At 63.1% G+C, this 23,139-nt stretch carries 22 protein-coding genes; 15 read left to right on the top strand and 7 right to left on the bottom strand.

The genetic code is table 11. The annotated features are described in order from the left end of the window. Positions 1-123 precede the first annotated feature (123 nt). From fabD to fabF, 4 genes are all read left to right on the top strand, one after another. Complete coding sequence (gene fabD, locus EB235_RS26260; RefSeq protein WP_027034484.1) at positions 124-1,071, top strand: ACP S-malonyltransferase; 948 nt, start codon at positions 124-126, stop codon at positions 1,069-1,071. A 59-nt stretch (positions 1,072-1,130) separates the two neighbouring features. Then, a complete protein-coding gene (fabG, locus tag EB235_RS26255) occupies positions 1,131-1,868 on the top strand; it encodes a 3-oxoacyl-[acyl-carrier-protein] reductase (protein ID WP_027034485.1) in 738 nt (245 codons plus the stop codon). 199 nt (positions 1,869-2,067) lie between these two features. Further along, positions 2,068-2,304, top strand: coding sequence for an acyl carrier protein (locus EB235_RS26250; RefSeq protein ID WP_006203723.1), 237 nt, complete (start codon positions 2,068-2,070; stop codon positions 2,302-2,304). Between the two features lie 34 nt (positions 2,305-2,338). Further along, positions 2,339-3,601 carry a beta-ketoacyl-ACP synthase II gene (fabF, locus tag EB235_RS26245; protein WP_027034486.1) on the top strand — a complete coding sequence of 421 codons (1,263 nt, stop codon included), beginning with the start codon at positions 2,339-2,341 and terminating at the stop codon, positions 3,599-3,601. Here the strand turns inward: fabF and EB235_RS34870 are convergent. Continuing rightward, the gene (locus EB235_RS34870) at positions 3,589-3,861 is read right to left on the bottom strand and encodes a hypothetical protein (protein WP_245268934.1); all 273 of its coding nucleotides are present in this window, start codon (positions 3,859-3,861) and stop codon (positions 3,589-3,591) included. The genes fabF and EB235_RS34870 overlap by 13 nt on opposite strands. On the opposite strand from EB235_RS34870, the gene mltG reads away from it, so the two are divergent. From mltG to gmk, 3 genes are all read left to right on the top strand, one after another. Next, a complete protein-coding gene (gene mltG / locus EB235_RS26240; RefSeq protein ID WP_245268935.1) occupies positions 3,860-4,978 on the top strand; it encodes an endolytic transglycosylase MltG in 1,119 nt (372 codons plus the stop codon). The two genes, EB235_RS34870 and mltG, sit on opposite strands and share 2 nt — an antisense overlap. A gap of 157 nt (positions 4,979-5,135) precedes the next feature. After that, positions 5,136-6,026, top strand: a complete 891-nt coding sequence (locus EB235_RS26235; protein WP_027034488.1) for a YicC/YloC family endoribonuclease — start codon at positions 5,136-5,138, stop codon at positions 6,024-6,026. 21 nt (positions 6,027-6,047) lie between these two features. After that, positions 6,048-6,704: a guanylate kinase gene (gmk, locus tag EB235_RS26230; RefSeq protein WP_051429898.1), complete on the top strand. Its 657-nt coding sequence runs from the start codon at positions 6,048-6,050 to the stop codon at positions 6,702-6,704. A 174-nt stretch (positions 6,705-6,878) separates the two neighbouring features. Here the strand turns inward: gmk and rsmA are convergent, their stop codons facing one another. The 6 genes from rsmA to lptF form a co-directional block, all read right to left on the bottom strand. Next, a complete protein-coding gene (gene rsmA / locus EB235_RS26225) occupies positions 6,879-7,718 on the bottom strand; it encodes a 16S rRNA (adenine(1518)-N(6)/adenine(1519)-N(6))-dimethyltransferase RsmA (protein WP_027034490.1) in 840 nt (279 codons plus the stop codon). Between the two features lie 25 nt (positions 7,719-7,743). Continuing rightward, positions 7,744-8,760 (bottom strand): 4-hydroxythreonine-4-phosphate dehydrogenase PdxA, encoded by a 1,017-nt coding sequence (gene pdxA, locus EB235_RS26220; protein ID WP_171878154.1) that lies wholly within the window; start codon positions 8,758-8,760, stop codon positions 7,744-7,746. 13 nt (positions 8,761-8,773) lie between these two features. Then, a complete protein-coding gene (locus EB235_RS26215; protein ID WP_027034492.1) occupies positions 8,774-9,706 on the bottom strand; it encodes a peptidylprolyl isomerase in 933 nt (310 codons plus the stop codon). Positions 9,707-9,789: 83 nt separating this feature from the next. Beyond that, positions 9,790-12,183, bottom strand: a complete 2,394-nt coding sequence (locus tag EB235_RS26210; RefSeq protein WP_027034493.1) for an LPS-assembly protein LptD — start codon at positions 12,181-12,183, stop codon at positions 9,790-9,792. Continuing rightward, positions 12,183-13,268, bottom strand: coding sequence for an LPS export ABC transporter permease LptG (gene lptG / locus EB235_RS26205; RefSeq protein ID WP_027034494.1), 1,086 nt, complete (start codon positions 13,266-13,268; stop codon positions 12,183-12,185). Before lptG ends, EB235_RS26210 begins: the two co-directional genes overlap by 1 nt. Continuing rightward, entirely contained in the window at positions 13,265-14,467 is a 1,203-nt protein-coding gene (lptF, locus tag EB235_RS26200; protein WP_027034495.1) for an LPS export ABC transporter permease LptF, read from the bottom strand. The genes lptG and lptF overlap by 4 nt, the downstream gene beginning before the upstream one ends. Before the next feature lie 364 nt (positions 14,468-14,831). On the opposite strand from lptF, the gene EB235_RS26195 reads away from it, so the two are divergent. The 8 genes from EB235_RS26195 (at position 14,832) to EB235_RS26160 (ending at position 23,084) form a co-directional block, all read left to right on the top strand. Then, complete coding sequence (locus EB235_RS26195) at positions 14,832-16,343, top strand: leucyl aminopeptidase (RefSeq protein ID WP_027034496.1); 1,512 nt, start codon at positions 14,832-14,834, stop codon at positions 16,341-16,343. Positions 16,344-16,352: 9 nt separating this feature from the next. Further along, a complete protein-coding gene (locus tag EB235_RS26190) occupies positions 16,353-16,802 on the top strand; it encodes a DNA polymerase III subunit chi (RefSeq protein WP_027034497.1) in 450 nt (149 codons plus the stop codon). A gap of 86 nt (positions 16,803-16,888) precedes the next feature. Then, entirely contained in the window at positions 16,889-17,878 is a 990-nt protein-coding gene (locus tag EB235_RS26185) for a 3-oxoacyl-ACP synthase III family protein (RefSeq protein WP_032926121.1), read from the top strand. Further along, positions 17,875-18,879, top strand: a complete 1,005-nt coding sequence (locus tag EB235_RS26180; RefSeq protein ID WP_027034499.1) for an NAD-dependent epimerase/dehydratase family protein — start codon at positions 17,875-17,877, stop codon at positions 18,877-18,879. The genes EB235_RS26185 and EB235_RS26180 overlap by 4 nt, the downstream gene beginning before the upstream one ends. Next, entirely contained in the window at positions 18,876-19,700 is an 825-nt protein-coding gene (locus EB235_RS26175; RefSeq protein WP_027034500.1) for an MBL fold metallo-hydrolase, read from the top strand. Before EB235_RS26180 ends, EB235_RS26175 begins: the two co-directional genes overlap by 4 nt. Then, the gene (locus tag EB235_RS26170) at positions 19,697-20,959 is read left to right on the top strand and encodes a F390 synthetase-related protein (protein WP_027034501.1); all 1,263 of its coding nucleotides are present in this window, start codon (positions 19,697-19,699) and stop codon (positions 20,957-20,959) included. The genes EB235_RS26175 and EB235_RS26170 overlap by 4 nt, the downstream gene beginning before the upstream one ends. Next, a complete protein-coding gene (locus tag EB235_RS26165; RefSeq protein ID WP_051429824.1) occupies positions 20,956-22,092 on the top strand; it encodes a GNAT family N-acetyltransferase in 1,137 nt (378 codons plus the stop codon). The genes EB235_RS26170 and EB235_RS26165 overlap by 4 nt, the downstream gene beginning before the upstream one ends. Then, positions 22,089-23,084, top strand: coding sequence for a Rieske 2Fe-2S domain-containing protein (locus EB235_RS26160; protein ID WP_027034503.1), 996 nt, complete (start codon positions 22,089-22,091; stop codon positions 23,082-23,084). Before EB235_RS26165 ends, EB235_RS26160 begins: the two co-directional genes overlap by 4 nt. The last annotated feature ends 55 nt before the right edge of the window (positions 23,085-23,139 follow it).

Here is a 23,139-nt window from a genome sequence, read left to right as displayed (position 1 = left end):
TCCGCGCGGGGTTCGGGTTCGGGGTCAGGTTGAACCGGGCTTGACTTGGCAGCCTGCCTTGCGCCACAGGCAGGGAAAACTCGTACTATCAAGCAAGCAAAACCAGTCTTGGAGAGCCCTCGCATGGCCATTGCATTCACCTTTCCGGGACAAGGCAGCCAAGCTGTCGGCATGGGCAAGGATCTCGCCGACGCCTTTCCCGAGGCGCGCAGGATCTTCCAGGAGGTCGACGACGCGCTCGGCGAGAACCTGTCGAAGTTGATCTGGGAAGGTCCCGAAGAGACCTTGACGCTGACTGCCAACGCGCAGCCGGCGCTGATGGCGGTATCGCTGGCGGCCATCAAGGCGCTGGAAGCGCGCGGTTTCTTGCTGGAGGACAAGGTCGCCTATGTCGCCGGCCACTCGCTGGGCGAATATTCAGCGCTTGCAGCCGCGGGCTTTGTTTCCGTTGCCGATGCCGCCCGTCTGCTACGCATTCGCGGCAATGCCATGCAGGCGGCGGTGCCGGCCGGCGAGGGCGCCATGGCGGCGATCATTGGACTGGAGCAGGCCGATGTCGAGGCCGCTTGCACCGAGGCCGCGCGAGGGTCCGGCAAGGTCTGCCAGATCGCCAACGACAATGGCGGCGGCCAGCTGGTCATCTCCGGCGCCAAGGTCGCGGTCGAGCTCGCTGCAAAATTGTGCACCGAAAAGGGCGCCAAGCGGGCGTTGATGCTGCAGGTCTCGGCGCCTTTCCATTCGGCGCTGATGGCGCCGGCTGCCGACGTCATGCGCGACGCGCTGGCTGGCGTGACGAAGCATGCGCCAGCGGTTCCCGTGCTGTCCAACGTCACCGTGACCCCGACCAGCGATCCCGACGACATCGCGCGGCGCCTGGTCGAGCAGATCACCGGCCGAGTGCGCTGGCGCGAAACGGTGGAATGGTTTGGCGCCAACGGCGTGACAACGCTTTATGAGGTCGGCGCCGGCAAGGTGCTGTCGGGTCTGGCACGGCGGATCAACCGCGACATCGCCACATCAGCCGTAGGCACGCCGGCCGACGTTGAGGCCGCGCTGGCCTCACTTGCATAATCCACTGGCGATTTGACCCCTCCCGTGGGAAGGGTGTTCTCTCAGATCAGGAGACGAAAATGTTCGAACTGACCGGCCGCAAGGCGCTCGTCACCGGCGCATCGGGAGGCATCGGCGAGGCGATCGCCCGCGTGCTGCATGCGCAAGGCGCCATTGTCGGCCTGCACGGCACCCGCATCGAGAAACTGGAGGCCTTGGCAAGCGAACTCGGCGAGCGGGTAAAACTGTTTCCGGCCAATCTGTCGAACCGCGACGAGGTCAAGGCGCTTGGCCAGAAGGCGGAGGCCGATCTCGAAGGCGTCGATATCCTGGTCAACAATGCCGGCATCACCAAGGACGGCCTGTTCGTGCGCATGTCGGACGCCGACTGGGATAGCGTGATGGAGGTCAACCTGACGGCCGTGTTCCGGCTGACCCGCGAACTCACCCACCCGATGATGCGCCGCCGCCATGGCCGCATCATCAACATCACTTCAGTGGTCGGCGTCACCGGCAATCCCGGCCAGACCAATTACTGCGCCACCAAGGCCGGCATGATCGGCTTCTCCAAATCGCTGGCGCAGGAGATCGCCACCCGCAACATCACCGTCAACTGTGTCGCTCCGGGCTTTATCGAATCGGCGATGACCGACAAGCTCAACGACAAGCAGAAAGAGGCGATCATGGCGGCGATCCCGACACGCCGCATGGGAACGAGTGTTGAAGTCGCGTCCGCTGTCGCCTATCTCGCCTCCAATGAAGCCGCCTACGTCACCGGCCAGACCATCCATGTCAACGGCGGCATGGCGATGATTTGACAGTAATGGCGGGGTTGTGAAAAGAGACCATTTCGCCTTGGACCTCAGCGATTTTTCGTGTAATGCGGCCCGCAACCCGGCGGTTCGGGCAAAAACCGGTTCGTGGCCGTTGCGTTTCCGGCAGGACCATCTTTCAGCTTGATTAGCGGCATTCTGCCCGCTAACGAAGACAGACAAACAAAAGACGAGGATGCCCCAAATGAGTGACACCGCAGAGCGCGTCAAGAAGATCGTCATCGAGCACCTTGGCGTCGATGCCGACAAAGTGACGGAGCAGGCGAGCTTCATCGATGATCTGGGCGCTGACAGCCTCGACACGGTCGAACTCGTCATGGCGTTCGAAGAAGAGTTCGGCGTTGAGATCCCCGACGACGCAGCCGAGACCATCCTGACGGTCGGCGATGCGGTGAAGTACATCGACAAGGCTTCGGCCTGACGCTTTCCGCAGTCATCACCGGGGAGGACCTGCGATGAGGCGTGTCGTTGTCACGGGCCTTGGGTTGTTGTCGCCATTCGGCATGGGCTTCGAGCACAGCTGGAAGGAACTTCTGACCGGCCGCAGCGCCGCCAAGCGCATCACCGAGTTCGAGGTGGAGGATCTTGCCTGCAAGATCGCCCACGTCGTTCCGCGTGGCGATGGCAGCAATGCCACTTTCAATCCCGAGGCCGTGCTCGAGCCGAAGGAACTGCGCAAGATCGGCGACTTCATCCTTTACGGGATTGCCGCCGCCGATGAGGCGCTGAAGGATTCCGGCTGGGAACCCAAGACCCACGAAGAACAATGCGCTACCGGCGTGCTCATCGGTTCCGGCATTGGCGGCATCGAAGGCATCGCCGAGAACGCGATGATCCTCAAGGAGCGCGGGCCGCGCCGCATCAGCCCCTTCTTCATCCCAGGCCAGATCATCAATCTCGTCTCCGGCCAGGTTTCGATCCGGCACGGGCTGAAAGGCCCGAACCACGCCGTCGTCACAGCCTGTTCGACCGGCGCGCACGCCATTGGCGATGCTGCCCGGCTGATCATGTGGGGCGATGCCGATGTCATGGTTGCCGGCGGCGCCGAAGCGCCGGTGACACGGCTGTCGATCGCCGGCTTTGCCGCATGTCGGGCATTGTCGACCGATCGCAATGACACGCCAGAGACGGCGTCACGCCCATACGACCGCGATCGCGACGGCTTCGTCATGGGCGAGGGTGCCGGTGTTGTGGTGCTTGAGGAATTGGAGCACGCCAAGGCGCGCGGTGCAAAGATTTATGCCGAGGTGACCGGTTATGGTCTCACTGGCGATGCCCATCATATTACGGCCCCCGCGGAGGACGGCGATGGCGCCTTCCGCTGCATGACGGCGGCGTTGAACCGGGCGAAGCTTACGCCTGCCGATGTCGATTACATCAACGCCCATGGCACTTCGACCATGGCCGACACCATTGAACTCGGCGCCGTCGAGCGGCTTGTCGGCAATGCTGCGTCGAAGATTTCGATGTCGTCGACCAAGTCGTCGATCGGCCATCTTCTTGGCGCGGCGGGTGCCGCCGAAGCGATCTTCTCGATCCTTGCGATCAGGGACAATGTCGCGCCGGCGACCATCAACCTCGACAACCCGGAGCGCGAAACCGCGATCGACCTGGTGCCGAACAAGCCCCGCGCTCGCCAGATCGACGTGGCGCTGTCCAATTCCTTTGGCTTTGGCGGTACCAACGCTTCGCTTGTGTTCCAACGCTACAATGGCTGATCGCCCGGCTGCCGGGCGATGCTTTGGCCTGCCGTCAATTTTGCCATATTCGCCCCTACTCTGCCGCAGGGGATTCGTTGGGCGATCAAACGGTAGGGCGAAATGAACACAAATCCGGCGGGCAACGGAGAAATCGGGCAACGGCCGGCGAACACCGGGCCGATTGTGCCGAAAACGGCGAGCGAGGCCTTGCGCCCGGAAGCCGGTACTCCGCCGCCGAAGCGCTCGCGCGCTTCGCGCAGCCAGGTGGTTGTGTTCATGAACTTCGTCATCACCTCGGTGATGCTGATGGTTCTGGCGGCGGGCGTCGCAGTCTATCTTGGCAAGCAGGAGTTCACCGAGCCAGGCCCCTCGGCCAATGGCGACACCTTCCTGATCAAGCCGAACACCGGCGTTGCGGATATCGCCGACCAGCTTGAGCGCCGTGGCTTGATCAGCGACGCTCGCGTATTCCGCCTTGGCGTGCGTGCCTTCGGCAACGATTCCGCGCTCAAGGCCGGTGAATACGAGATCAAGCCCAAGGCTTCCATGCGCGACATCATGGAGCTTTTGAAGAGCGGCAAGTCGGTGATGTACTCACTGACCATTCCCGAAGGGCTGACGGTCGAGCAGGCGCTGCAGCGCATCGCCGACGAACCCGCCTTGAGTGGCGACATGCCAAAGACAACGCCGCCCGAGGGCAGCCTTGCCACCGACACGTTGCGCTTCACGCGTGGCGCGACGCGCCAGCAGATGATCGACAAGCTGGTGGCCGACCAGAAGAAGCTGGTCGATGAGGTATGGCAACGGCGTGCGCCGGACCTGCCGCTGGCCAGCGTCGATGACTTTGTCACCCTGGCTTCGATCGTCGAGAAGGAAACCGGCAGGGGTGACGAGCGCTCGCGCGTCGCCGCTGTCTTCATCAACCGCTTGGCCAAGGGCATGCGGCTGCAATCCGATCCGACCATCATCTATGGTCTGTTCGGCGGCAAGGGAAAGCCCGCGGATCGCCCGATCTACCAGTCGGACATCCAGAAGCAGACGCCCTACAACACCTATGTGATCAGCGGCCTGCCGCCGACGCCCATCGCCAATCCGGGCCGTGCAGCACTTGAGGCCGTGGCCAATCCATCCAAGACCGACGACCTCTATTTCGTCGCCGACGGCACGGGCGGTCACGTCTTTGCCGCGACGCTGGATGAGCACAATGAGAACGTCGCCCGTTATCGTGCATTGCAGAAGAAGCAGGCCGATGACGCGGCCAAGGCCGCCGCTGCCGCTGGCACCAATGCCGACAAGCCTGCCGACGACAAGCCCGCCGACACCAAGCCTGCCGACAACAGCGATAGCGATAGCAGCGGTGGCGACAGCGGCGACGCCGGCGGCGATGCCCAGTAAGACAAAGAAAGGCGTTGCCCGCAGGGCGACAGCCTGACATTTGAAAGGACGTCGCGCGTCTGATTTCGACGCATCCGCGGCGCGGTTATTTTTAAGCAGCACTTGCCCCTGTCCGGAAGACTGGTTTCGGGGTGATGCGCCAGGGGGTGCAGGCTACATGAATTTGCAGAGCATGACCGGGTTTGCACGCGCCGTCGCTGAGCATGACGGCACCTCGATCGCCTGGGAGGTCAAGTCCGTCAACGGCAAGAGCGTTGAGGTGCGGCTGCGCCTGCCGCAAGGTTTCGAGCGGCTGGAGCCAGCTGTCAGGCAAACGCTGCAGAAGCGTTTCGCCCGCGGCAATTTCCAGGCGACGCTGACCATCGGCCGCGCCGCCGGCGCGCAGGCGCAGCCTGTCGTCAACGAGGCGTTCCTGAAAGACCTTGCTGGCCTTGCCAAGCGGCTGCAGGAGCAGTTCGGCGTAGCGCCCGCGACGGCCGATGGCCTGCTGTCCCTGCGTGGCGTGCTCGACATTCCTGAAACCGTCGAAACCGAAGAGGCGCGCGCTGCGCTCGACATCGCCATCATGGCTGCGCTCGACGTGGCGCTGAAAGGGCTGGAACAGGCACGGCAGAGCGAGGGTGCTGCATTGGCTCTGCTGCTGTCGGGCCAGATCGACGCCATCGAGGCATTGACGCTGCGCGCCGAGGCGGACCCGTCACGCGATCCGGCGGCGATCCGTGAGCGCATTGCCGAGCAAGTCAGGCTGCTGATGGATGCGTCCGCCAATCTGGACCCGAGCCGGCTGCATATGGAAGCGGCCTTCCTTGCCACCAAGGCCGACATTCGCGAAGAGATCGACCGGTTGAAGACACATGTCGCGTCCGGCCGAACCCTGCTCAAGGACGGCGGCGCCGTCGGTCGCAAGCTCGATTTTCTGGCACAGGAATTTAACCGCGAATCGAATACGTTGTGCTCGAAGTCGAATGCCGCAGCCGTTACCGCGATCGGGCTGGAGCTGAAGGCGGTGGTCGACCAGTTTCGTGAACAGGTCCAGAATCTGGAGTAGCCGATGGTTGCCAAGGAACCAATGGTTCTGAGGGATTTGGGGTCCCGCATTCGCCGCCGGGGGCTGATGCTCGTCCTGTCGTCGCCGTCAGGCGCCGGCAAGTCGACGATCGCGCGCAACCTCCTGGAAAGCGATTCCAGCCTCGAACTGTCGGTCTCGGTCACCACCAGACCGCGCCGCGGCTCGGAGATTGAAGGCGTTCACTACCATTTCCGCACCATGCGCGAGTTCGAGCGGCTGCGCGATTCCGACGCGCTGCTTGAATGGGCGGAGGTGCACGGCAATTGCTATGCGACACCGCGCGAACCCGCCGAACTGGCGCTGGCGCAGGGCCGCGACATGCTGTTCGACATCGACTGGCAAGGCGCGCAGCAACTGAAGGAGAAGATGCGCGCCGACATTGTCTCGATCTTCATCCTGCCGCCGTCGATGAAGGAATTGAAGGCGCGGCTGAAGCGCCGCGCCGAGGACCAGGAAGCGGTGATCGAGACGCGGCTGAAGAACGCCCGCAACGAGATCGAGCACTGGAAGGAATATGATTTCGTCATCGTCAATGACGATCTCGACCGCGCCTTCGCCGAGGTGCGCGGCATCGTTGTCGCCGAAAGGTTGCGGCGGGACCGCCGACCCGGTCTGTTCGATTTTGTCTCTGGACTGTTGGACGAGAGGACGGAGTGAGGTCTCTCTTTTTCCTTCTTCCCCTGTGGGAGAAGGTGGATCGGCGCGCAGCGCCGAGACGGTTGAGGGGTGTTCCAGCGGAGTGAGGCGTTGGTGCTTTCTGGAGCACCCCTCATCCGACCTCGCTTCGCGAGGCCACCTTCTCCCGCAAGGGGAGAAGGAAGAAGCGGCGCTTCATACCGCGTTCGTCAACCTCACGAATTCCTCGACGCTGAGCGTTTCGGCGCGGCGGGTCGGATCGATGCCCGCGCGCTCGAGCAAGGCCTCACCGCCAAGGCTTTTCACACTCTGCCGCAGCATCTTCCGGCGTTGGCCGAAGGCGGCTTCGGTGACACGACCGAGTTTCCTGACGTCAGTGGGCAGGGGCGTCGTGCGCGGCTCCAGATGCACCACCGAAGAGGTGACCTTGGGCGGTGGTGTGAAGGCCTGGGCCGGCACGTCGAAAGCGATCCTGGCCTGCGTGCGCCAGCCGGCCAGCACGCCAAGCCTGCCATAGGCATCGCTGCCGGGCGCGGCGACGATGCGCTGCGCCACTTCACGCTGGAACATCAGCGTCATCGAGGCGTAGAAGGGCGGCCAGTCCACGACCGTCAGCCAGCGCACGAGCAGTTCCGTGCCGATATTGTAGGGCAGATTGGCCACGATCCGCACCGGACCGTCGTCTGCGGCAGCCGCGGAGGCAAGAGCGGCGAAGTCGGTCTTCAGCGCGTCGCCCGAAATCACCTCCAGGCGGCCGGGGTAATGAGCGGAGACCTCGGCAAGGGCTGCCAGGCAGCGTTCATCGCGCTCTACGGCAACGACCCGGCGCGCGCCGTTGGAAAGCAGCGCCCTTGTCAGTCCTCCAGGCCCCGGTCCAACCTCGATCACCGCAGTGTTTGTCAGATCGCCGGCGCTGCGTGCGATCTTGCCGGTCAAATTGAGGTCGAGCAGAAAATTCTGGCCAAGCGCCTTTTTCGCCTGCAGACCATGGCGCTCGATGACGTCGCGCAGCGGCGGCAGCCCGTCGATGCTCATGCTCGAAGACCTGAAGCCGAAAAGCTCATGCGGCCACAGCCTTTCCGTCGGTGTCGGCGAGCCTCCTGGCAAGCTTCAGCGCGGCGATCAGGCTGTCGGGCCGCGCAATGCCCTTGCCGGCGATGTCGAAGGCGGTGCCGTGGTCTGGCGAGGTGCGGATGAAGGGCAGGCCGAGCGTGACGTTGACAGCCTCGTCGAAAGCCAGCGCCTTTGCCGGGATCAACGCCTGGTCATGATACATGCACAGCGCCGCGTCGTAGCCTGCCCGCGCCCGGACGTGAAACAGCGTGTCGGCCGGCAGCGGCCCGAAGGCATCGATGCCTTCGGCGCGCAGGATCTCAACTGCAGGGCGCACGATACGCTCGTCCTCCAGGCCCATGGAACCGCCTTCGCCCGCATGCGGGTTGAGGCCGGCTATGGCCAGCCTTGGCCTGGCGATGCCGAAGCGGCTGGCGAGATCGGCGGCGGTGATGCGGGCGGTCGTAACGATCAACTCGGTGGTCAGAAGCTTCGGCACCTCGGCTAGGGCGATGTGGATGGTGACGGGAATTGTGCGCAGGTCGGGGCCGGCGAGCATCATGACCGGCATCACCTCGACGCCGCTGTGTCGGGCCGCCAGATGCGCCAGATACTCCGTGTGGCCGGGAAAGCGGAAGCCGGCGTCATAGAGCGGCTTCTTGGCGATGGGGCAGGTGACCACGGCCGCGGCGTCGCCGGCAAGGCAAGCGGCGACGGCGCGGTCGATCGCTTCGATGGTGCCGGCCGCATTGGCCGGATCGGGCCGTCCGGGACTGTCGATGCTTTTGGCCGTCAACGAAACGATCGGCAGGGCGCGGGCAAACACTTGCGTTGCTTGCGCCGGCGTCGTTTCGACGATCGGCACCGACACGCCGATGTGCTTTGCCCGCGACGCGATCAGCGCCGGATCGGCCAGCAGATAAAAGGCGGGCAAGCCGGCAGCCTTGCGCGCCAGAAAGGCGGCAATGGCGATTTCGGGGCCGATGCCGGAGGGATCGCCGACGCTCAGCGCCAGCGCGGTCATCGCGCTGCTCACGTCAGCGCTTGACGATGCGGGCTTTCGCCTTCAACTCGTCGACATATTTCTTGCTGAGTGCGTCGGCATCCTTGTCGCCGGAGCCTTCGCTCTGGAACACCATCTGCGCCGTCTTGTCGTCCGAGACTTCGCGCGATGAGCAGATGCCGATAAACTCGACGCCACGCTCGGTCTCGCGGGTCACGGTAGCGCCGCCGACCTTGGTGGCCTTGATCTGCTCGGCCCAGTCCGGCGGCAATTGCGGCGCCAGAACCCGGCCCAGATCGCGAACGGTGACGTCGATCAGGCCCTTGGCGAACTCGCGCGTCGTGGTGCAGCCGTTGAAGCGGGCGCGCATGGCGTCAGCCTCGCGCTTGCGCTTGGCCAGCGTGGCGCTGCGTTCGGCGGCGGGCACAACGAAGATGACCTGCTGCAGCATGTACTCGGTGGCGCTCGGCTTGGCTCCGCCCTTGTCGAGCATGCGCCTGACGGCGTCCTCCTCGGTCACGCTGCCGCCTTCGCCCGAACGGTAACGCGCGCTCAAGGCCTGGTTCCAGGCCATCTGGGCGCGGATGAACTCCTTGAAATGGTCCTTGCCGACGCCGGATTTTTCCATGACGCCGTCAAGCTGGCTGAGCTGCATTTTGTTGCCCGAGGCGAAGCGCTGATAGGCGGCCTCGACCTGAGCGTCGCTGATGCGGATGCCAAGCCGCCTGGCCTCGGCCAGCCGCAGCGTCTGGTCGATCATTTCCTGGCCCGCATCGCCCTTCTTGTGCTGCAGCTTCAGGAAGGCGGCACGGTGCGCGATATCGCCTGACGTGATTGGTATGTCGTTGACGACGTACTTGATCTCGCTGGCGAAAGCCGGCGGCGTCATGACGGTCATCGACACCGATGTCGCGGCAACAAGCAGCGCAAATCCTGCTGAAAAGAGATATTTCCTCATCGTTAGCATCCCAATTCTATCCCGGTTCCGCCCAATTCAATCCCTTCCGGGTGCGCGAATCCGTGCCAGCCCTATGCGGCGAAACCATGTCGCTATTGGATGGTGTCGACTGCGCTGGTCGACGAGCCGAAGTCGCCAAGGGTGCGGAACGACAGGTTGAAGCCGATGCTCTGCGTCACTTCCCTCGTGGTCAGGTCACGCGACTGCGAGTACGTCATCAGGTAGGTGAAGCAGGAATCGTTGTAGGCGAAGCCGACCCCATCCTTGACCAGCAGGCTTTGCTGCAGATCGTAGGTTCCTGTCCCGAACACGCGCCAGTTCTCGGCAAGATGCGTCGATGCACCAAGCGTGACCTCGTGACGGTCGGTGGTGAAACCGTAGAGCGGCTGGGCCTGGATGAAGGCGTATTTGGCGCTCAGCGACACCGGCAGGCCTGAATAGGCGGCTTTCACCTCGGCGCGGCGAACCTCGAAGGTCTGCTCGTCGAAGCGGCCGCTGACCGAGGCCGCGAAGCCGTTCGGGCTGTTGATGCCAAACAGGCCGACATAGTCAGACTTGCTGGTTTCTAGGCCCGAATAAGCGCCGACATTGACCAGATCCGGCGCGGCGAAGGAGTTCTCTCCGCCTATCTGATAGGACTGGCCGAAAATGGCATTGGTGCCCCAGCCGTTGATGTAGGAGCCAGAATAGCGGAAGCCGACATTGGCGCGCGAGCCACCTTCGATGCGGTCATAACCGGAGAATTTGTCGCGTTCGAACAGAGTGGTCGCGTCGAACACCATGCTCTGGGCGTCTTCGTTGGGAATAGCGAGGCCACCGACATATTGTTCGTTCGGACGCATGAACACCTGCGCCATCGGCTCGATGACATGGCTGGACCCGCTAGCCAAGGAAAACAGCAGCGGCCAGCTCATCTCAAGCCCGGCGGTTGCCATGTAACGGGCAAACGATGAGCGCATGTCGTCCTGTTGGCCCAAATTCGTCGCCATCTGGTTGATGGCGGCGAGCGAACCAGATGATGCGTTGAGGTAGTCGACGTCACCCTGCAGCGCCAGCAATGGTGTCACCACCAGCCCGTCATCGGTGACGAATGTCCTTTTCCATTCGGACTCGGCGGTGAGGCGCCCGGATTCGCCCTCGATGCCGGGCACGCGCACCGTAGGTGTAGTCGAGCCGTCATCGAGATCATCGCGGCGGATGACCCGCGTGTTGACATTGAACGACAACTGCCCGCCGGCCACCGACGTATCGGGAATGTAGGCGTAGTCGAGCGAAGGCATCACCCAGGGCTGCTGGCCGCTACGCGCGGTGCTGTCGATGGTGTTTTCTTGAACGTCGAAATGCATGGCGCGCACGTCGAAGTAATTTCGGCCATTGAGGCCCGTCAGGTAAACTGTCGACTGGTGGACGGAGGCGTTGTATTTGTCGATATTATAGGTGTTCGAAAAATCCTTGTCGGTCTGCAGCAGTACGTCCCAGCCGAAGTTCCAGCGCTCGTTGATGGCGAACTGCCCTTGCGTACCCATCATGCCGCGGAATTTGTTTGGATCGCCCGCCGCGCCCGAATCGACATTGCGGCCGTTGCTGTCGATGAAGGCGTCTGGATTCTGCTGCTGAATCCCGGCGATCTTCAACGTGTATTCGCCATTGTTGAAGCGCTGGCGCCACTCGGCCTCTCCAAGGAAACCCTGCTTGGTGTAGCCGCTTCCCGTCACCGTCAGGTCATATGTCGGCGAAAGGGCGAAATAATACGGAACCCTGACGCTGTATCCCAGATGGCTGTTGTAGCTGATGCTGGGGATCAGGAAGCCGCTCTTGCGCTTCACCGTCGGGTCGGCAATCTCGAACGCCGGCAGGTAGGCGAGCGGAAAGCCGAAGAATTCGAAATTCGCATTCTCGAAGCGAACCGTCTTCTTCTCGCCGTTCCAGATGATCTTTCTGGCCTTCACGCGCCAGGTCGGCGCTTTGTTGGGCTTGTCTTCGCACGGTTCGCAGGCGGTGTAGACGCCATTGTGGAAGGTGGTCAGCACACCGCCCATGCGCTCGGCGCTTTCGGCGGCGAAATAGGCCTTGTCGATGGTTTCAACGCGCAGCGCGTTGGCGAAACCGTCGGCAAAATCGTCGGTGATGTCGATATGTTCCGAATTGATCTTGGTGCCGTCGCTGTTGACGAGCTCGACTTTGCCACTGGCAACCAACCGCTTGGTGGCGCGGTCGTATACGACCCTCTGGGCGACGAGGCGGTTGCCGCCATAGTCGATCTGCACGCCACCGATTGCCGTCACGGTCTGGTTGTCGTTGTTATACTCCAGGGTATCGGCAGCCAGCAGCATCTGCGTGCCAGCCGGAACGGACGACACGTTGCCGACCTTCTGCGCGAACGCCGGCAGCGCGACACCGCAGGCAAGCAGGCACGCCAAAGCGCTCGCCGCATAGAGGCGCGCCAAACCGGCCTGCCTGTTGCTGGGCAAAAACGCCTCCCTCACTAGCCGTCTTCCTTGTATAGCAGGAAAGTCACCCCGAAGAACATAGCTACCACGACCGGTACCCAGGCGGCTATGGCGGTCGGCACGAATCCTGCCACGCCGAATGCCTTCACCAGCACCGAAACGACATAAAGCAGAAACCCGGCAACGACGCCACCCAGAATCATCGTTGCCGACTGCCCCATTCGCGCAAATCGCATTGAAACTGTTGCCGCAATCAGCGTCATGGCGACGAGGAGGAACGGCAACGCCACCAGCGAATCGAACTGCATGGCAAAGGCATTTGCCTTGAGGCCGAAGGAGCGGGCAACCTCGATTTTTCCGGGCAGGTCGTAAAACGGAATGGTTTCCGGGCGCGCCAGCCGCTCTTGCACGAATTCCGGCTTCAGATAGGTCGGCACACGATCGCTTGCCGCCGGCGTGATGGTGCCGTTCCGGAACGTCTTTACATCCTGCAATTCCCAATATCCGTCGCGAAGATAGGCGCGGGCAGCGTCCTTGCGCTCGACGATATTGCCTTGCGGGTCAAGAATGAAAAAGACGACATCGGACATCTCAAGGCCCTGATTGAGGATCGCCCGAGCGCCGATAATGGTGTCACCGGAGCTGGTTTTCTGGCGGATCCAGGGGGCGGCATCGGCCGAAACCGTATTTGATTTGCCGGAGCGCAACTGCGTTTCGATCTGCTCGGACCAGGAGAAGGCGTGCGCGGCGAGCGGGTTGATGAGCCCCACCGACACAAAGCCGAAAAGCAAAGCCCCGATGCAGCATGGCAGCAGGAATTGCCAGGCGGAAACGCCCGCCGAGCGCGCGATGACCAGTTCGTAACGGCGGTTGAGCGAAACCAGGGTTGCCATTGCCGAGAACAGGCCGACAAACGGCACCGTCTGCAGCATGATCATCGGCATCCGAAGGCCCGAAATGGCCACCGCCGTGCCGTAGGTGAAGCCGGGCAGGCCGGTAGTACGGCCGGACAGCTCGGTGAAATCGATCAGGAACACCAGCGCCAGCAGGCCCAGGAAGAACCAGATCGTGATCGTCAGGTAGCGGAAGAAGAAATAACGGCCCAGCGTCCAGCCCATCAGCCGATCCCCTGACCTGAAGTGCCGCGTCTGGAGAAACGTAGCTTGAGCGCGTTCCAGCCGTCGCCGACGCGGCTCGCCAGGTTCGTCATCCAGTCCGCCCAGGCCACCGGGAGCTCCATGGTCCGGTTCGAGACGATGAACCAGATGGCCACCACGGCAGCCACGATGGGCACGCAATAGACCATATAGCCGTATAAAGGCACTTCATCGGCCTTGCTCGCGGCAAAGAAACCCAGCCAGCGCACGAACAGCGATATCGTGATGGCGGTGATCAAGGGATTGATGCGCGCCTCGCGATGCGAGCGCGCATCGCCCGCGACCGCGAGCGCGATCAGCGCGAAAACCATGGAATAGGTCCATTCCGAAAACCGTTGATCGATCTCGGCGCGGTATTCCTGGGGGTTTTGCTGAAAATTCTTGTCGTTGGCACTCGGATTGAGCAGGTATTGAGTCGTCTGGTCCTTCGGCAGCAGCGTTACCTGGTTGGCTGCGGACATGAAGGCGGACATGTCGAAGGCATAGGAGGTGAACCGGATAACGGACAGATCTCCGGTCACCGTTTTGCGATGGATGACGCCATCATTCATCACCAGGACTTTTTCACCGTTTCGCTCGGCAACGCTGCCAGTCTTGGCGTAATAGACGAGATTGACGCCTTCCTCGCGCGAATCGGCGACGAAGACGCCGCCCAGCCTGTTGTCGGGAAGCCGCTCGCCGATCTGCAGGAACAGCCCCTCCTCGATCTTTCGGAAGGTACCTTCCTGGATGATCAGCGACAACAGATCGGCGCGCGACTCGGCCACCAAAGCGCGGTTCTTCTGCCGTGCATAAGGGTCGATGCCATTGTCGACGGCAAAGGAAAAAACGCTGGCCGCAAGGGCTAGAAGCATGATTGGCCGCACGATCGTCCAGCGCGATGCGCCCGCCGCGTTGACGACGGCGAGCTCGGAATCCGAATTCATGACACTGAGTGTCTGGGCGACCGCCACCACCAGCGCGAAAGGCACGACGATCGGGATGATCGAGGGAAGAATAAGGGCGGCGACCTCGAAGAAGGTCAGCGACGACTGGCCGCTATCGGTGACCAGATCGATCTTGGCCAGCACCTGCGTGGTCCACACGATGGCAAGCGTCCAGACCAGCGCTGCCAGGAAGACCACGAAAGCGCGGCGCATGATGTAGCGTTCAACGACCTTCATGAAGGCTTTACTCGGTTTTCTCGAACGGCATCATGCCACCACGCTAAGGGTAGCTGTCCGGCGACGCCCGCACAACTGGCTGCGATAGGCTCGATCAGGCAGGCGATCCGGTTCCCGTCCCACGTCGCGTGCCGCAATGAACCGGAGTGTCGGAGGGAATGGATAAGAAAAGGCGAACATCGATGGTTAACAACAGGTTGCGGCATGAAGCGGGGCCGTGCCGCGACGAATCGCCATCGATTCCATGTGTCATATGGGTAGCCATTTTGGCAAAGTCTTGCCAAATGCCGGAAAACGACCAAATGTCGCGGATCGCTTCAAACCGCGTCGCGCACCATCGCGCAATCCCCGAAAGCAGGACATGATGAACCCGAGACCGTCGATCGCCTTTGCAAAATTCGCTGCGCCTCAGCAAGCGGCGAACAGGAAGGGCACGGTCTTCGTGCTGTCGGCGGATGACGGTGGCCTGAGCGATGCGGCCAGGGCCTACGATCCCGGCAAGACACTCGACCGGGCCTTCCCGGTGGCAGAGTTCACGGGCAAGTTCGCTGGTGTCGTCGAGATTCTGGCGCCGGAAGCAACGTCGCTCGACAGGTTGATCGCGATCGGTGCCGGCAAGGTGTCGGGGCTCGACGAATACGCCTGGCTGAAACTCGGCGGTACCATTGCAGCGTCGCTGCGCAAGGCAACCGACGTCGCCGTGGTGTTCGATCTCGTCGGAGCCTCGCCCGACGGCAAGGATGCCGCCAACCTGGCGGCGGGCATTCTCCTGCGCGGCTATTCCTTCGACAAGTACAAGACCAGGAAGGACAAGGATGACGCGAAGGCCGATCCGAAGAAGCCGGTCAAGATAACCATCCACACCGCCGATCCGGCCGGCGCCAAGAAGGCTTTCGCTGAGGCCGAGGCGGTGGTTGACGGTGTGATTCTGGCGCGCGACCTGGTCAATGAACCGGCAAACGTGCTGGGACCCGTCGAGTTCGCGGCCTACGCCAAGGAACTCGAGGGGCTCGGCGTCAAGGTCGAGATTCTGACCGAAAAGGAGATGAAGAAGCTCGGCATGGGCTCGCTGCTCGGGGTCGCCCAAGGCTCGCCTCGTGGCGCCCGCATGGCGATCATGCAGTGGAACGGCGGCAAGCCCAAGGACAGCCCTGTCGCCTTTGTCGGCAAGGGCGTGACCTTCGACACCGGCGGCAATTCGATAAAGCCGGCTTCGGGCATGGAGGACATGAAGGGCGACATGGGGGGGGCCGCTGCGGTGACCGGCCTCATGCATGCCTTGGCAGCGCGCAAGGCCAAGGCCAATGTCGTCGGCATCATCGGCCTGGTCGAGAACGCCGTCGACGGCCACGCGCAGCGCCCCGGCGACATCGTCACCTCAATGTCGGGCCAGACCATCGAGGTGCTCAACACCGACGCCGAAGGGCGCCTCGTGCTGGCCGATGCGCTATGGTACTGCAATGACCGCTTCCAGCCGAAATTCATGGTCAATCTGGCGACGCTGACCGGCGCCATCATGGTCGCGCTCGGCCTGCACTATGCCGGCCTGTTTTCCAACAACGACGAATTGGCGGAAAGGCTGACGGCGGCGGGGCAGGCGACGCAGGAACGGTTGTGGCGCATGCCGCTTGGTGCCGAATACGACAAGCTGATCGATTCCAAGAACGCCGACATGAAGAACATCGGCGGCCGTTATGGCGGTGCCATCATCGCGGCACAATTCCTGCAGCGTTTCGTCAAGGATACGCCCTGGGCGCATCTCGACATTGCCGGCACCGCGATGGGCGCGCCATCGAGCGAGATCAACCAGTCCTGGGGTTCAGGCTTTGGCGTGCGCCTGCTCGACCGGTTGGTGCGCGATCACTACGAAAGCTGACCGCGATCCATGGCCGACGTGCTGTTCTACCACCTGACCGAATCGACGCTGGAGGATGCGTTGCCCGGCCTGCTTGAGCGCAGCGTCGATCGTGGCTGGCGTGCCGTTGTGCAGACCGGCACCGAGGAACGACGCGACGCGCTCGACCAGCATCTATGGACCTTCCGCGATGATTCGTTCCTGGCGCATGCGACCGATCGCGAGGCCTATCCCGGCGAACAGCCTGTCCTGTTGACCACCGGTGACGGCAACCCCAACGAAGCCAAAATAAGGTTTTTGGTCGACGGCGCGGTGCCGCCTGAGCTCAGCAGCTACGAGCGTGCCGTGTTCCTGTTCGACGGCCATGACTCCGCCCAGGTCGAGGCGGCCCGAGGACACTGGAAGGTGATGAAGGACGCGGGCCATGCCGTGACCTACTGGCAGCAGACGCCGGACCGCCGCTGGGAGCGCAAGGCGTAAAGAGGGCCGTCTTGCAAAGGACGCAGTTATCGACGAACGATCCGATTTAAGCATTGAAAATGCGCACCTCTCGCGGCGGGCTGAGAATGCGGATCGAGATCATCGGAACCGGGCGAGCCGTGCCCGCTGCATGCGTGACGTCGCGCGCGCTCGACGAAAGACTGGGGCTTGGCCTTGGGCAATTGGAGGCGGCAACCGGCGTCATCGAGCGCTATGTCTGCGAGGGCGAATCGCAGATAGATCTGGCTTGCGCGGCGGCCCGTCTTGCCCTCGCCGATGCCGGAATCGAGGCTAGCGAAATTGATCTCGTGATCGGCGGCTGCGGCGTGCCTTACCAGCCGCTGCCGTCGACCGCGCCGCTGGTCATGCAGCGTCTGGGCATGGTCGATGGCTCGGCCGCGGCCTTCGACGTCAACAGCACTTGCCTCGGCTTCCTTACCGCTTTCGAGACCGCCGGCCGCATGATCGAAGCCGGACAAAGCGAACGGGCGCTGATCTTCTCTTCGGAAATCGCCTCGCGGGCGCTGCCATGGAAAGACCAGCCGGAAATCGCCGCGCTCTTTGGCGATGGTGCTGCGGCGGCTATCTTGTGCCGGTCGGCGTCAGGGGAGGCCAAGGTGGTGGCCAATCTGATGCGCACCTATCCCTCGGCCTATGATGCCTGCGGCATCGGCTCCGGTGGCACGCGTTTCGATTTTCACGGCCAGCCGCAGGAGTTCGCCAGCCACACTCTGTTCCACATGGATGGCAAGGGGCTGTTTCGCGTGACATCGCGCCATTTCAACGGCTTCGTCAGCGACCTTCTCGAACGAGCAGGTTGGCGGCATGACGATGTCGACCTGGTCGTGCCGCATCAGGCGAGCCCTTTTGCCTTGACCCACATGGCGCGCCAGACCGGCTTTGCCCGGGAAAAGCTGGTCGACATCGCGGGACGATACGGCAACCAGATCGCCGCCTCCATTCCATTTGCACTCGACGTGGCCCGTCGGCAAGGTCGCATCACGCCGGGCGTAAAAGTGCTCTTTCTCGGCACCTCGGCCGGCGTGTCGTTCGGCGGCATGGCGCTCCAAGCATGAGACGCGTGCTCGTCACCGGCGCCAGCGGCTTCCTCGGCGCACATGTCGCGGACCGTCTGGCAGCGGACGGCACACAGGCGGTGGCACAGGGCCGTGACACCGCACGCTGCGCGGCACTCGAAGCGGCCGGCCACACGGTTGTCCGCATCGACCTGTCGCAACCGTTCGACGCCTCGATCGATGCCACGTTTGGCGAACTCGATGCCATCGTCCACTGCGCCGCACTTTCGGCGCCGTTCGGCCGGTTGTCGGATTTCCAGACGGCCAATGTCACGGCAACCCGCAATCTCGTCGATTTCGCGCGGCGGCAAGGCGTGCGCCGCTTCGTCCACATCTCCAGCCCTTCGGTCTGTTTCGCCTTTCGCGACCAGCTCGATGTGTCCGAGGACATGGTCTTGCCGGAGCCGGTCAACGCCTATGCCCGCACCAAGCGGCTGGGCGAGAAGATCGTGCTGGCGGCGCCCGAGGTCGGATCAATTGTCCTGCGGCCGCGCGGCATCTATGGCGCAGGCGACCGTTCGCTGCTGCCGCGCCTGCTTGGTGCTGCCCGACAACGGCCGCTGCCGCTGTTTCGCGACGGCCATGCGCGCATAGACCTCACCCATGTCGATGATGTCGTCGACGCGGTTGTCGCGGTGCTCGGGGCTGGCAATGCTGCTGAAGGCCAGATCTTCAATATCTCGGGCGGCGAGGTGTTGCCAATGCGCCGCATCGCCGAAGGCGCCTGCGCCCATGCCGGTGTGGCCGTGCGTTGGCGAAAAATGCCGTTATGGCCGGCGCTGCTGGCGGCGGGCCTGATGGAGGCCGTGGCGCTGCGTTTGCCGGGTCGTCCTGAGCCGCTGGTGACCCGTTATGGCCTTGGCCTGTTCGCCTATGCCCAGAGCCTCGATATTTCCAAGGCTGGGCGTATTCTTGGCTGGACGCCGAAAGTGTCGTTCGAGGAGGGGCTCGACCGCACATTCGGCAACGAAGCGGAAGGCGGAGGGAGGGCGGCAGCGTGAAGATTGTCTTTGCCAACAGCGCCTGGGTCAGTGCCGCCGAAAGGCTGATCCTGCGCGGCGGCAGCTGGCGCAGCGTACGACTGCGTGTCCGCTATGGCCTCGTCATCCATCCACAGGCCGGTCCGGTGCTGATCGATACGGGCTATACGCCGCAGGCCATCAGTGGCGACCATAGAGGCAAAGCGCTCCGCCTCTACGGTGCGGTGTTGAAGCCGCAGCTCAACGCATCAGAACAAATGCTGCCGCTGCTGGCGCGATTCGGTCTCACCCCGCAGGATGTCAGCACCGTCATCGTCACCCATTTCCATGCCGATCACGTTTCCGGCCTGTCGCTGTTTCCCAATGCCCGCTTCATCGCCAGCGACGCTGCCTGGTCGCGGCTGAAGGTACGGACGGCCTGGCAGAACTTGCATCATGGCGTCTTCACCGAACTGTTCCCGGCCGATTTTGAGACCCGGCTCGACGGGCTGTCGGCGAAGCAGCAGATCGCGTCGCGAGGAGCCATTCCCGGCGGCGCCGATCTGTTCGGCGACGGCAGCGTGGTCGCCGTTGATTTGCCCGGCCATGCCGATGGCCAGTTCGGCCTGCTCTTTCCCGACATCGAACGCCCGCTGCTCTACGCCGTCGATGTGCAGTGGTTGGTCGCGGCACTACTGAAGAAGCGCACGCCAGGCTTTCCGGCGAGCCTGCTGGCCGAGGATTTCGCTGCCATCGAGCCGACCAGCGATATGCTGAGGCGCTTTGCTGCGGCCGGCGGCGAAGTGATGTTCTGCCACGATCCCGTTCCGACGCCATACGATCTGGACGCCGGGGGCGAATGAACGGGCTCACTGAGGCACTGGGCTCGTTTGCCGTCACCCAATGGGTGTCGCGCAAGAGCCGCGAAAACTTCGAACGCTGGCAGGCGCGAGCCTTGCGCCGCTGGCTTGATCGTGACCTGCCGTTGGCGCCTTTCTACGGCAAACCGCCGCGCGGCCTTGGCGATCTTCCGGTCACCGACAAGGCGCTGCTGATGGCGAATTTCGAGCGCTTCAACATCGCTGGCGTGTCGGCCAGCGATGCTTGGGCCGCGGCTTCCGCCGATGGCCGCCTCGGCGACCTGACCGTTGGCGCCAGCACCGGCACTTCGGGCAATCGCGGCCTGTTCGTCATTTCCGAGGCCGAGACATATCGTTGGCTGGGTGCAATCCTGGCAAAAGCCATTCCCGATCTTTTATGGCGCCTGCAGCGCGTGGCCGTGATTCTGCCGCAAAACACCGGGCTCTATGAACGCGCCCGGAAGTCCCGGCGCATCGAACTCGGCTTCTTCGACCTGACACTCGGCCCCGAAATTTGGCGCAGGGAACTCGAGGATTTTGCGCCAACGGTGATCATCGCGCCGCCGAAGATGCTGCGGCATTTCGCAGCCGAGAAATTCAAGCTGTCGCCGGCCCGCATCTTCTCGGCCGCCGAAACGCTGGATCCCGTCGATCGGCCGGTCATCACAGCGTTTTTCTCGCTCCCGCTCGATCAGATCTACATGGCGACGGAAGGGCTGTTCGCGGTCACCTGCCGGCAAGGCGGGCTGCATCTGGCGGAAGATTCGGTACATTTCGAATTCGAGCCGGTCGGCGACGGCCTGGTCACGCCGCTGGTCACCGCTTTCCGCAGGCGCACGCAGATCATGGCGCGCTATCGGATGAACGACCTGCTGCGTCTGTCCAAGGCGCCCTGTCGCTGCGGCTCGCCACTGCGCACGGTGGACGAGATTGTCGGCCGCATGGACGACGCCTTCCGGCTAGCCTCCGTGCGCGGACCGATCCTGGTTACACCAGACATTCTGCGCAACGCGGTGCTGAAGGCGGACCGCCGCATCGACGATTTCCGGTTGATCCAGACCACGCCCGATACCGTCGAATTGCGGTTGGCGCCCGACCTTGCCGATGATGCAGCGCAGGCCGCACTGGGGGCAGTACGCGCGCTGCTCGCTACGCGCCGGTCAATCGCCACAGTCGAACTCGTTCGTGTGCCGCTGACGCTGGAAACCAGCCGCAAACTACGCCGGGTAGAATGTCGGCTGCCGCCAGGAGCGGCTCCATGAGCCTCGCAACCCTCGAAGAAACCCAAGCCAATCTGGTTGAGAACAGCCCGCTCCAGGTCGAGGCTTTCGTCGGACTGTTCAACGAAGCCGCGGTGCACGACCTCGTGCGCAACCTGACGGTCAGGGTCGAGACTTTCGAAGTCGCCGGGCGCAGCTTTCCGCTGACGCTAAACGACGCCGGCGAGGCGCCCAACTGCTACATCTGCTGTCCGTCCAGCGCCTATATCGACTATGCCATAGACGAGACGCGCAACTTCAGCTCAGTGCCATTGCTGCAGGGGACAATTCGCGCGCTGATCCGAGCCTGCGCGCCGCTGGTCAAAGCGAGCGGTCTCGGTCACCAGGCGCAACTCAACAACTGGCTCTATTCGACCAATCCGGTGCCCCGGCTCGACAGAATAGCGATCGCGGCGATACGGGCCGGTCTGACGGCACGCTTTGCCGACCGCGCCATCGTCATCCGTTCGCTCAATGAGATCGCCGATCCCTCGACCATCGCAGCGCTGAAGGCGGAGGGTTTTCGCATGCTGGCGGCGCGCCAGATCTATATCTTCGCCGACCGCAGTGCTGCGCCGCCAATGACACGCGACATGAAGCGCGACCGCGCCCGATTGCGCGCGACGCCCTATCGACGGGTTGGCAACGGCGACTTCACTGACGCCGATTACACCAGGAGCGAAGAGCTCTACGCCATGCTCTATCTCGACAAGTACACGCCGCTCAATCCGCACTACACGGCACGCTACATCAGCGAGATGCATCGGCGCGGTATCCTGCAGCTCGCCGGCTTGCGTGACGGCAGTGGCAGCCTCGTCGCTGTCACCGGCCTGTTCGAGAATGGCGGCACCCTGACCCAGCCCATCGTCGGCTACGACACCAGCCTGCCGGCCAGCGACGCGCTCTACCGCATGATGATGGCGACGGCGCAGGATCATGCCACCGCGCGCGGTCTGTTCTTCAACATGAGCGCCGGTGCGGCCGATTTCAAACGCCGTCGCGGCGCCGTGCCGGCAATCGAGTACAACGCCGTCTATGTCGGCCATTTGTCCCGCCGTCGCCGCGCGGCGGTGCGGATCATGGAAATGGTTCTGGCGCAGGTGGGCATACCACTGCTGCGGAGATTTGAACTGTGAGTCTTCCCGCGAAGAAGGAGTTCTGGCAGGCGGTGGCGCTGTCGGCCGATGTCGGCCGCAAGCCCTGGCGTGTCCTGCTTGATGGCGCGCCGATCGTGCTGTTTCGTTCCAGCACCGGCATATCGGCCCTGTTCGACCGTTGCGCGCACCGGCTGGTCGAATTGTCGACCGGCAAGATCATCCAGGGCGAGATCGAATGTCCCTATCATGGCTGGCGCTTCGACGGCGACGGCCGCTGCACCGCCATTCCCGGCCATGTCGGCGAGATGCCGCATTACAGGGTGCGGCGCTATCATGCGATCGAGCGCGACGGCGTCGTCTTCGTCGCGGTCGGTACGCCCAGCGGCGAACCCTACCTGCACTGCATGCAAGGCAAGGATGTGATCGTGCGGCGCGTGCGTTCTTCGACGCAATCGACGGTCATCGATGCGGCGGAAAACATCCTCGATGCCACGCACACGCATTTCACCCACAAGGGTCTGCTGCGCGGCCTCAGTGCCAAGCGCCATCTGGTTCGGGTCGAGGTCACCGGCGGCGAGGGCTGGGTCGAAGCCTGCTACACCGGCGAAGAGCGTCAGCAGGGCTTGATCAGCCGGCTTTTGGAAGGAGAGCGGACCAAAACCATCGGCCGCTTCCGTTACCCCGGCATCGCCGAGCTGGAATATTGGGGCAAGGGCGGACTCGTGCTGGCGACGACTTTTCATCTGCGCCAGGCCGATGAACGGACCGTCGAGGGCGTCGGCTGGCTGATCGGCCAGCGGCAGGGAGGCTTTGGTCATCTCAAGGCGCTCGCCTTCAAGCCATTGTTCAACATTGCGCTGGGGCAGGATCGCAGGGTGTTGAAATCGGCGAGCGACAATGCGCTTTTTCCGCCTCAGGTGCTGCCTGCTATCGGGCCGCTGGATTTCCTGCGGCGCGATATATCAGCCATCATGGACGGCAAGATGCCATCGGCCGCAACGGAGCCGAGCGTTCACCAGATCGAACTTTAGGTCTCGACGGATACAGTCAGAAAAACTCGGCTGAACAAAGGGATAGGCGTGTTTG

This window comes from Mesorhizobium loti R88b (assembly GCF_013170845.1).
In the GTDB taxonomy this organism is placed as follows: Bacteria; Pseudomonadota; Alphaproteobacteria; order Rhizobiales; family Rhizobiaceae; genus Mesorhizobium; species Mesorhizobium loti_B.
This window is presented reverse-complemented; position numbering and strand designations above follow the sequence as displayed.

What these genes read in the sequence shown, in the direction of transcription:
- fabG (WP_027034485.1), top strand. Translation starts at nt 1,131, where the DNA reads ATGTTCGAACTGACCGGCCGCAAGGCGCTCGTCACCGGCGCATCGGGA.
- lptF (WP_027034495.1), bottom strand. Translation starts at nt 14,467, where the DNA reads ATGAAGGTCGTTGAACGCTACATCATGCGCCGCGCTTTCGTGGTCTTC.
- gmk (WP_051429898.1), top strand. Translation starts at nt 6,048, where the DNA reads ATGGTTCTGAGGGATTTGGGGTCCCGCATTCGCCGCCGGGGGCTGATG.
- EB235_RS26215 (WP_027034492.1), bottom strand. Translation starts at nt 9,706, where the DNA reads ATGCTAACGATGAGGAAATATCTCTTTTCAGCAGGATTTGCGCTGCTT.
- EB235_RS26165 (WP_051429824.1), top strand. Translation starts at nt 20,956, where the DNA reads ATGAGCCTCGCAACCCTCGAAGAAACCCAAGCCAATCTGGTTGAGAAC.
- mltG (WP_245268935.1), top strand. Translation starts at nt 3,860, where the DNA reads ATGAACTTCGTCATCACCTCGGTGATGCTGATGGTTCTGGCGGCGGGC.
- EB235_RS26185 (WP_032926121.1), top strand. Translation starts at nt 16,889, where the DNA reads ATGCGGATCGAGATCATCGGAACCGGGCGAGCCGTGCCCGCTGCATGC.
- EB235_RS26195 (WP_027034496.1), top strand. Translation starts at nt 14,832, where the DNA reads ATGAACCCGAGACCGTCGATCGCCTTTGCAAAATTCGCTGCGCCTCAG.
- fabD (WP_027034484.1), top strand. Translation starts at nt 124, where the DNA reads ATGGCCATTGCATTCACCTTTCCGGGACAAGGCAGCCAAGCTGTCGGC.
- fabF (WP_027034486.1), top strand. Translation starts at nt 2,339, where the DNA reads ATGAGGCGTGTCGTTGTCACGGGCCTTGGGTTGTTGTCGCCATTCGGC.
- EB235_RS26250 (WP_006203723.1), top strand. Translation starts at nt 2,068, where the DNA reads ATGAGTGACACCGCAGAGCGCGTCAAGAAGATCGTCATCGAGCACCTT.
- EB235_RS26180 (WP_027034499.1), top strand. Translation starts at nt 17,875, where the DNA reads ATGAGACGCGTGCTCGTCACCGGCGCCAGCGGCTTCCTCGGCGCACAT.
- EB235_RS26170 (WP_027034501.1), top strand. Translation starts at nt 19,697, where the DNA reads ATGAACGGGCTCACTGAGGCACTGGGCTCGTTTGCCGTCACCCAATGG.
- pdxA (WP_171878154.1), bottom strand. Translation starts at nt 8,760, where the DNA reads ATGACCGCGCTGGCGCTGAGCGTCGGCGATCCCTCCGGCATCGGCCCC.
- EB235_RS26235 (WP_027034488.1), top strand. Translation starts at nt 5,136, where the DNA reads ATGAATTTGCAGAGCATGACCGGGTTTGCACGCGCCGTCGCTGAGCAT.
- EB235_RS26190 (WP_027034497.1), top strand. Translation starts at nt 16,353, where the DNA reads ATGGCCGACGTGCTGTTCTACCACCTGACCGAATCGACGCTGGAGGAT.
- EB235_RS34870 (WP_245268934.1), bottom strand. Translation starts at nt 3,861, where the DNA reads ATGAACACAACCACCTGGCTGCGCGAAGCGCGCGAGCGCTTCGGCGGC.
- rsmA (WP_027034490.1), bottom strand. Translation starts at nt 7,718, where the DNA reads ATGAGCATCGACGGGCTGCCGCCGCTGCGCGACGTCATCGAGCGCCAT.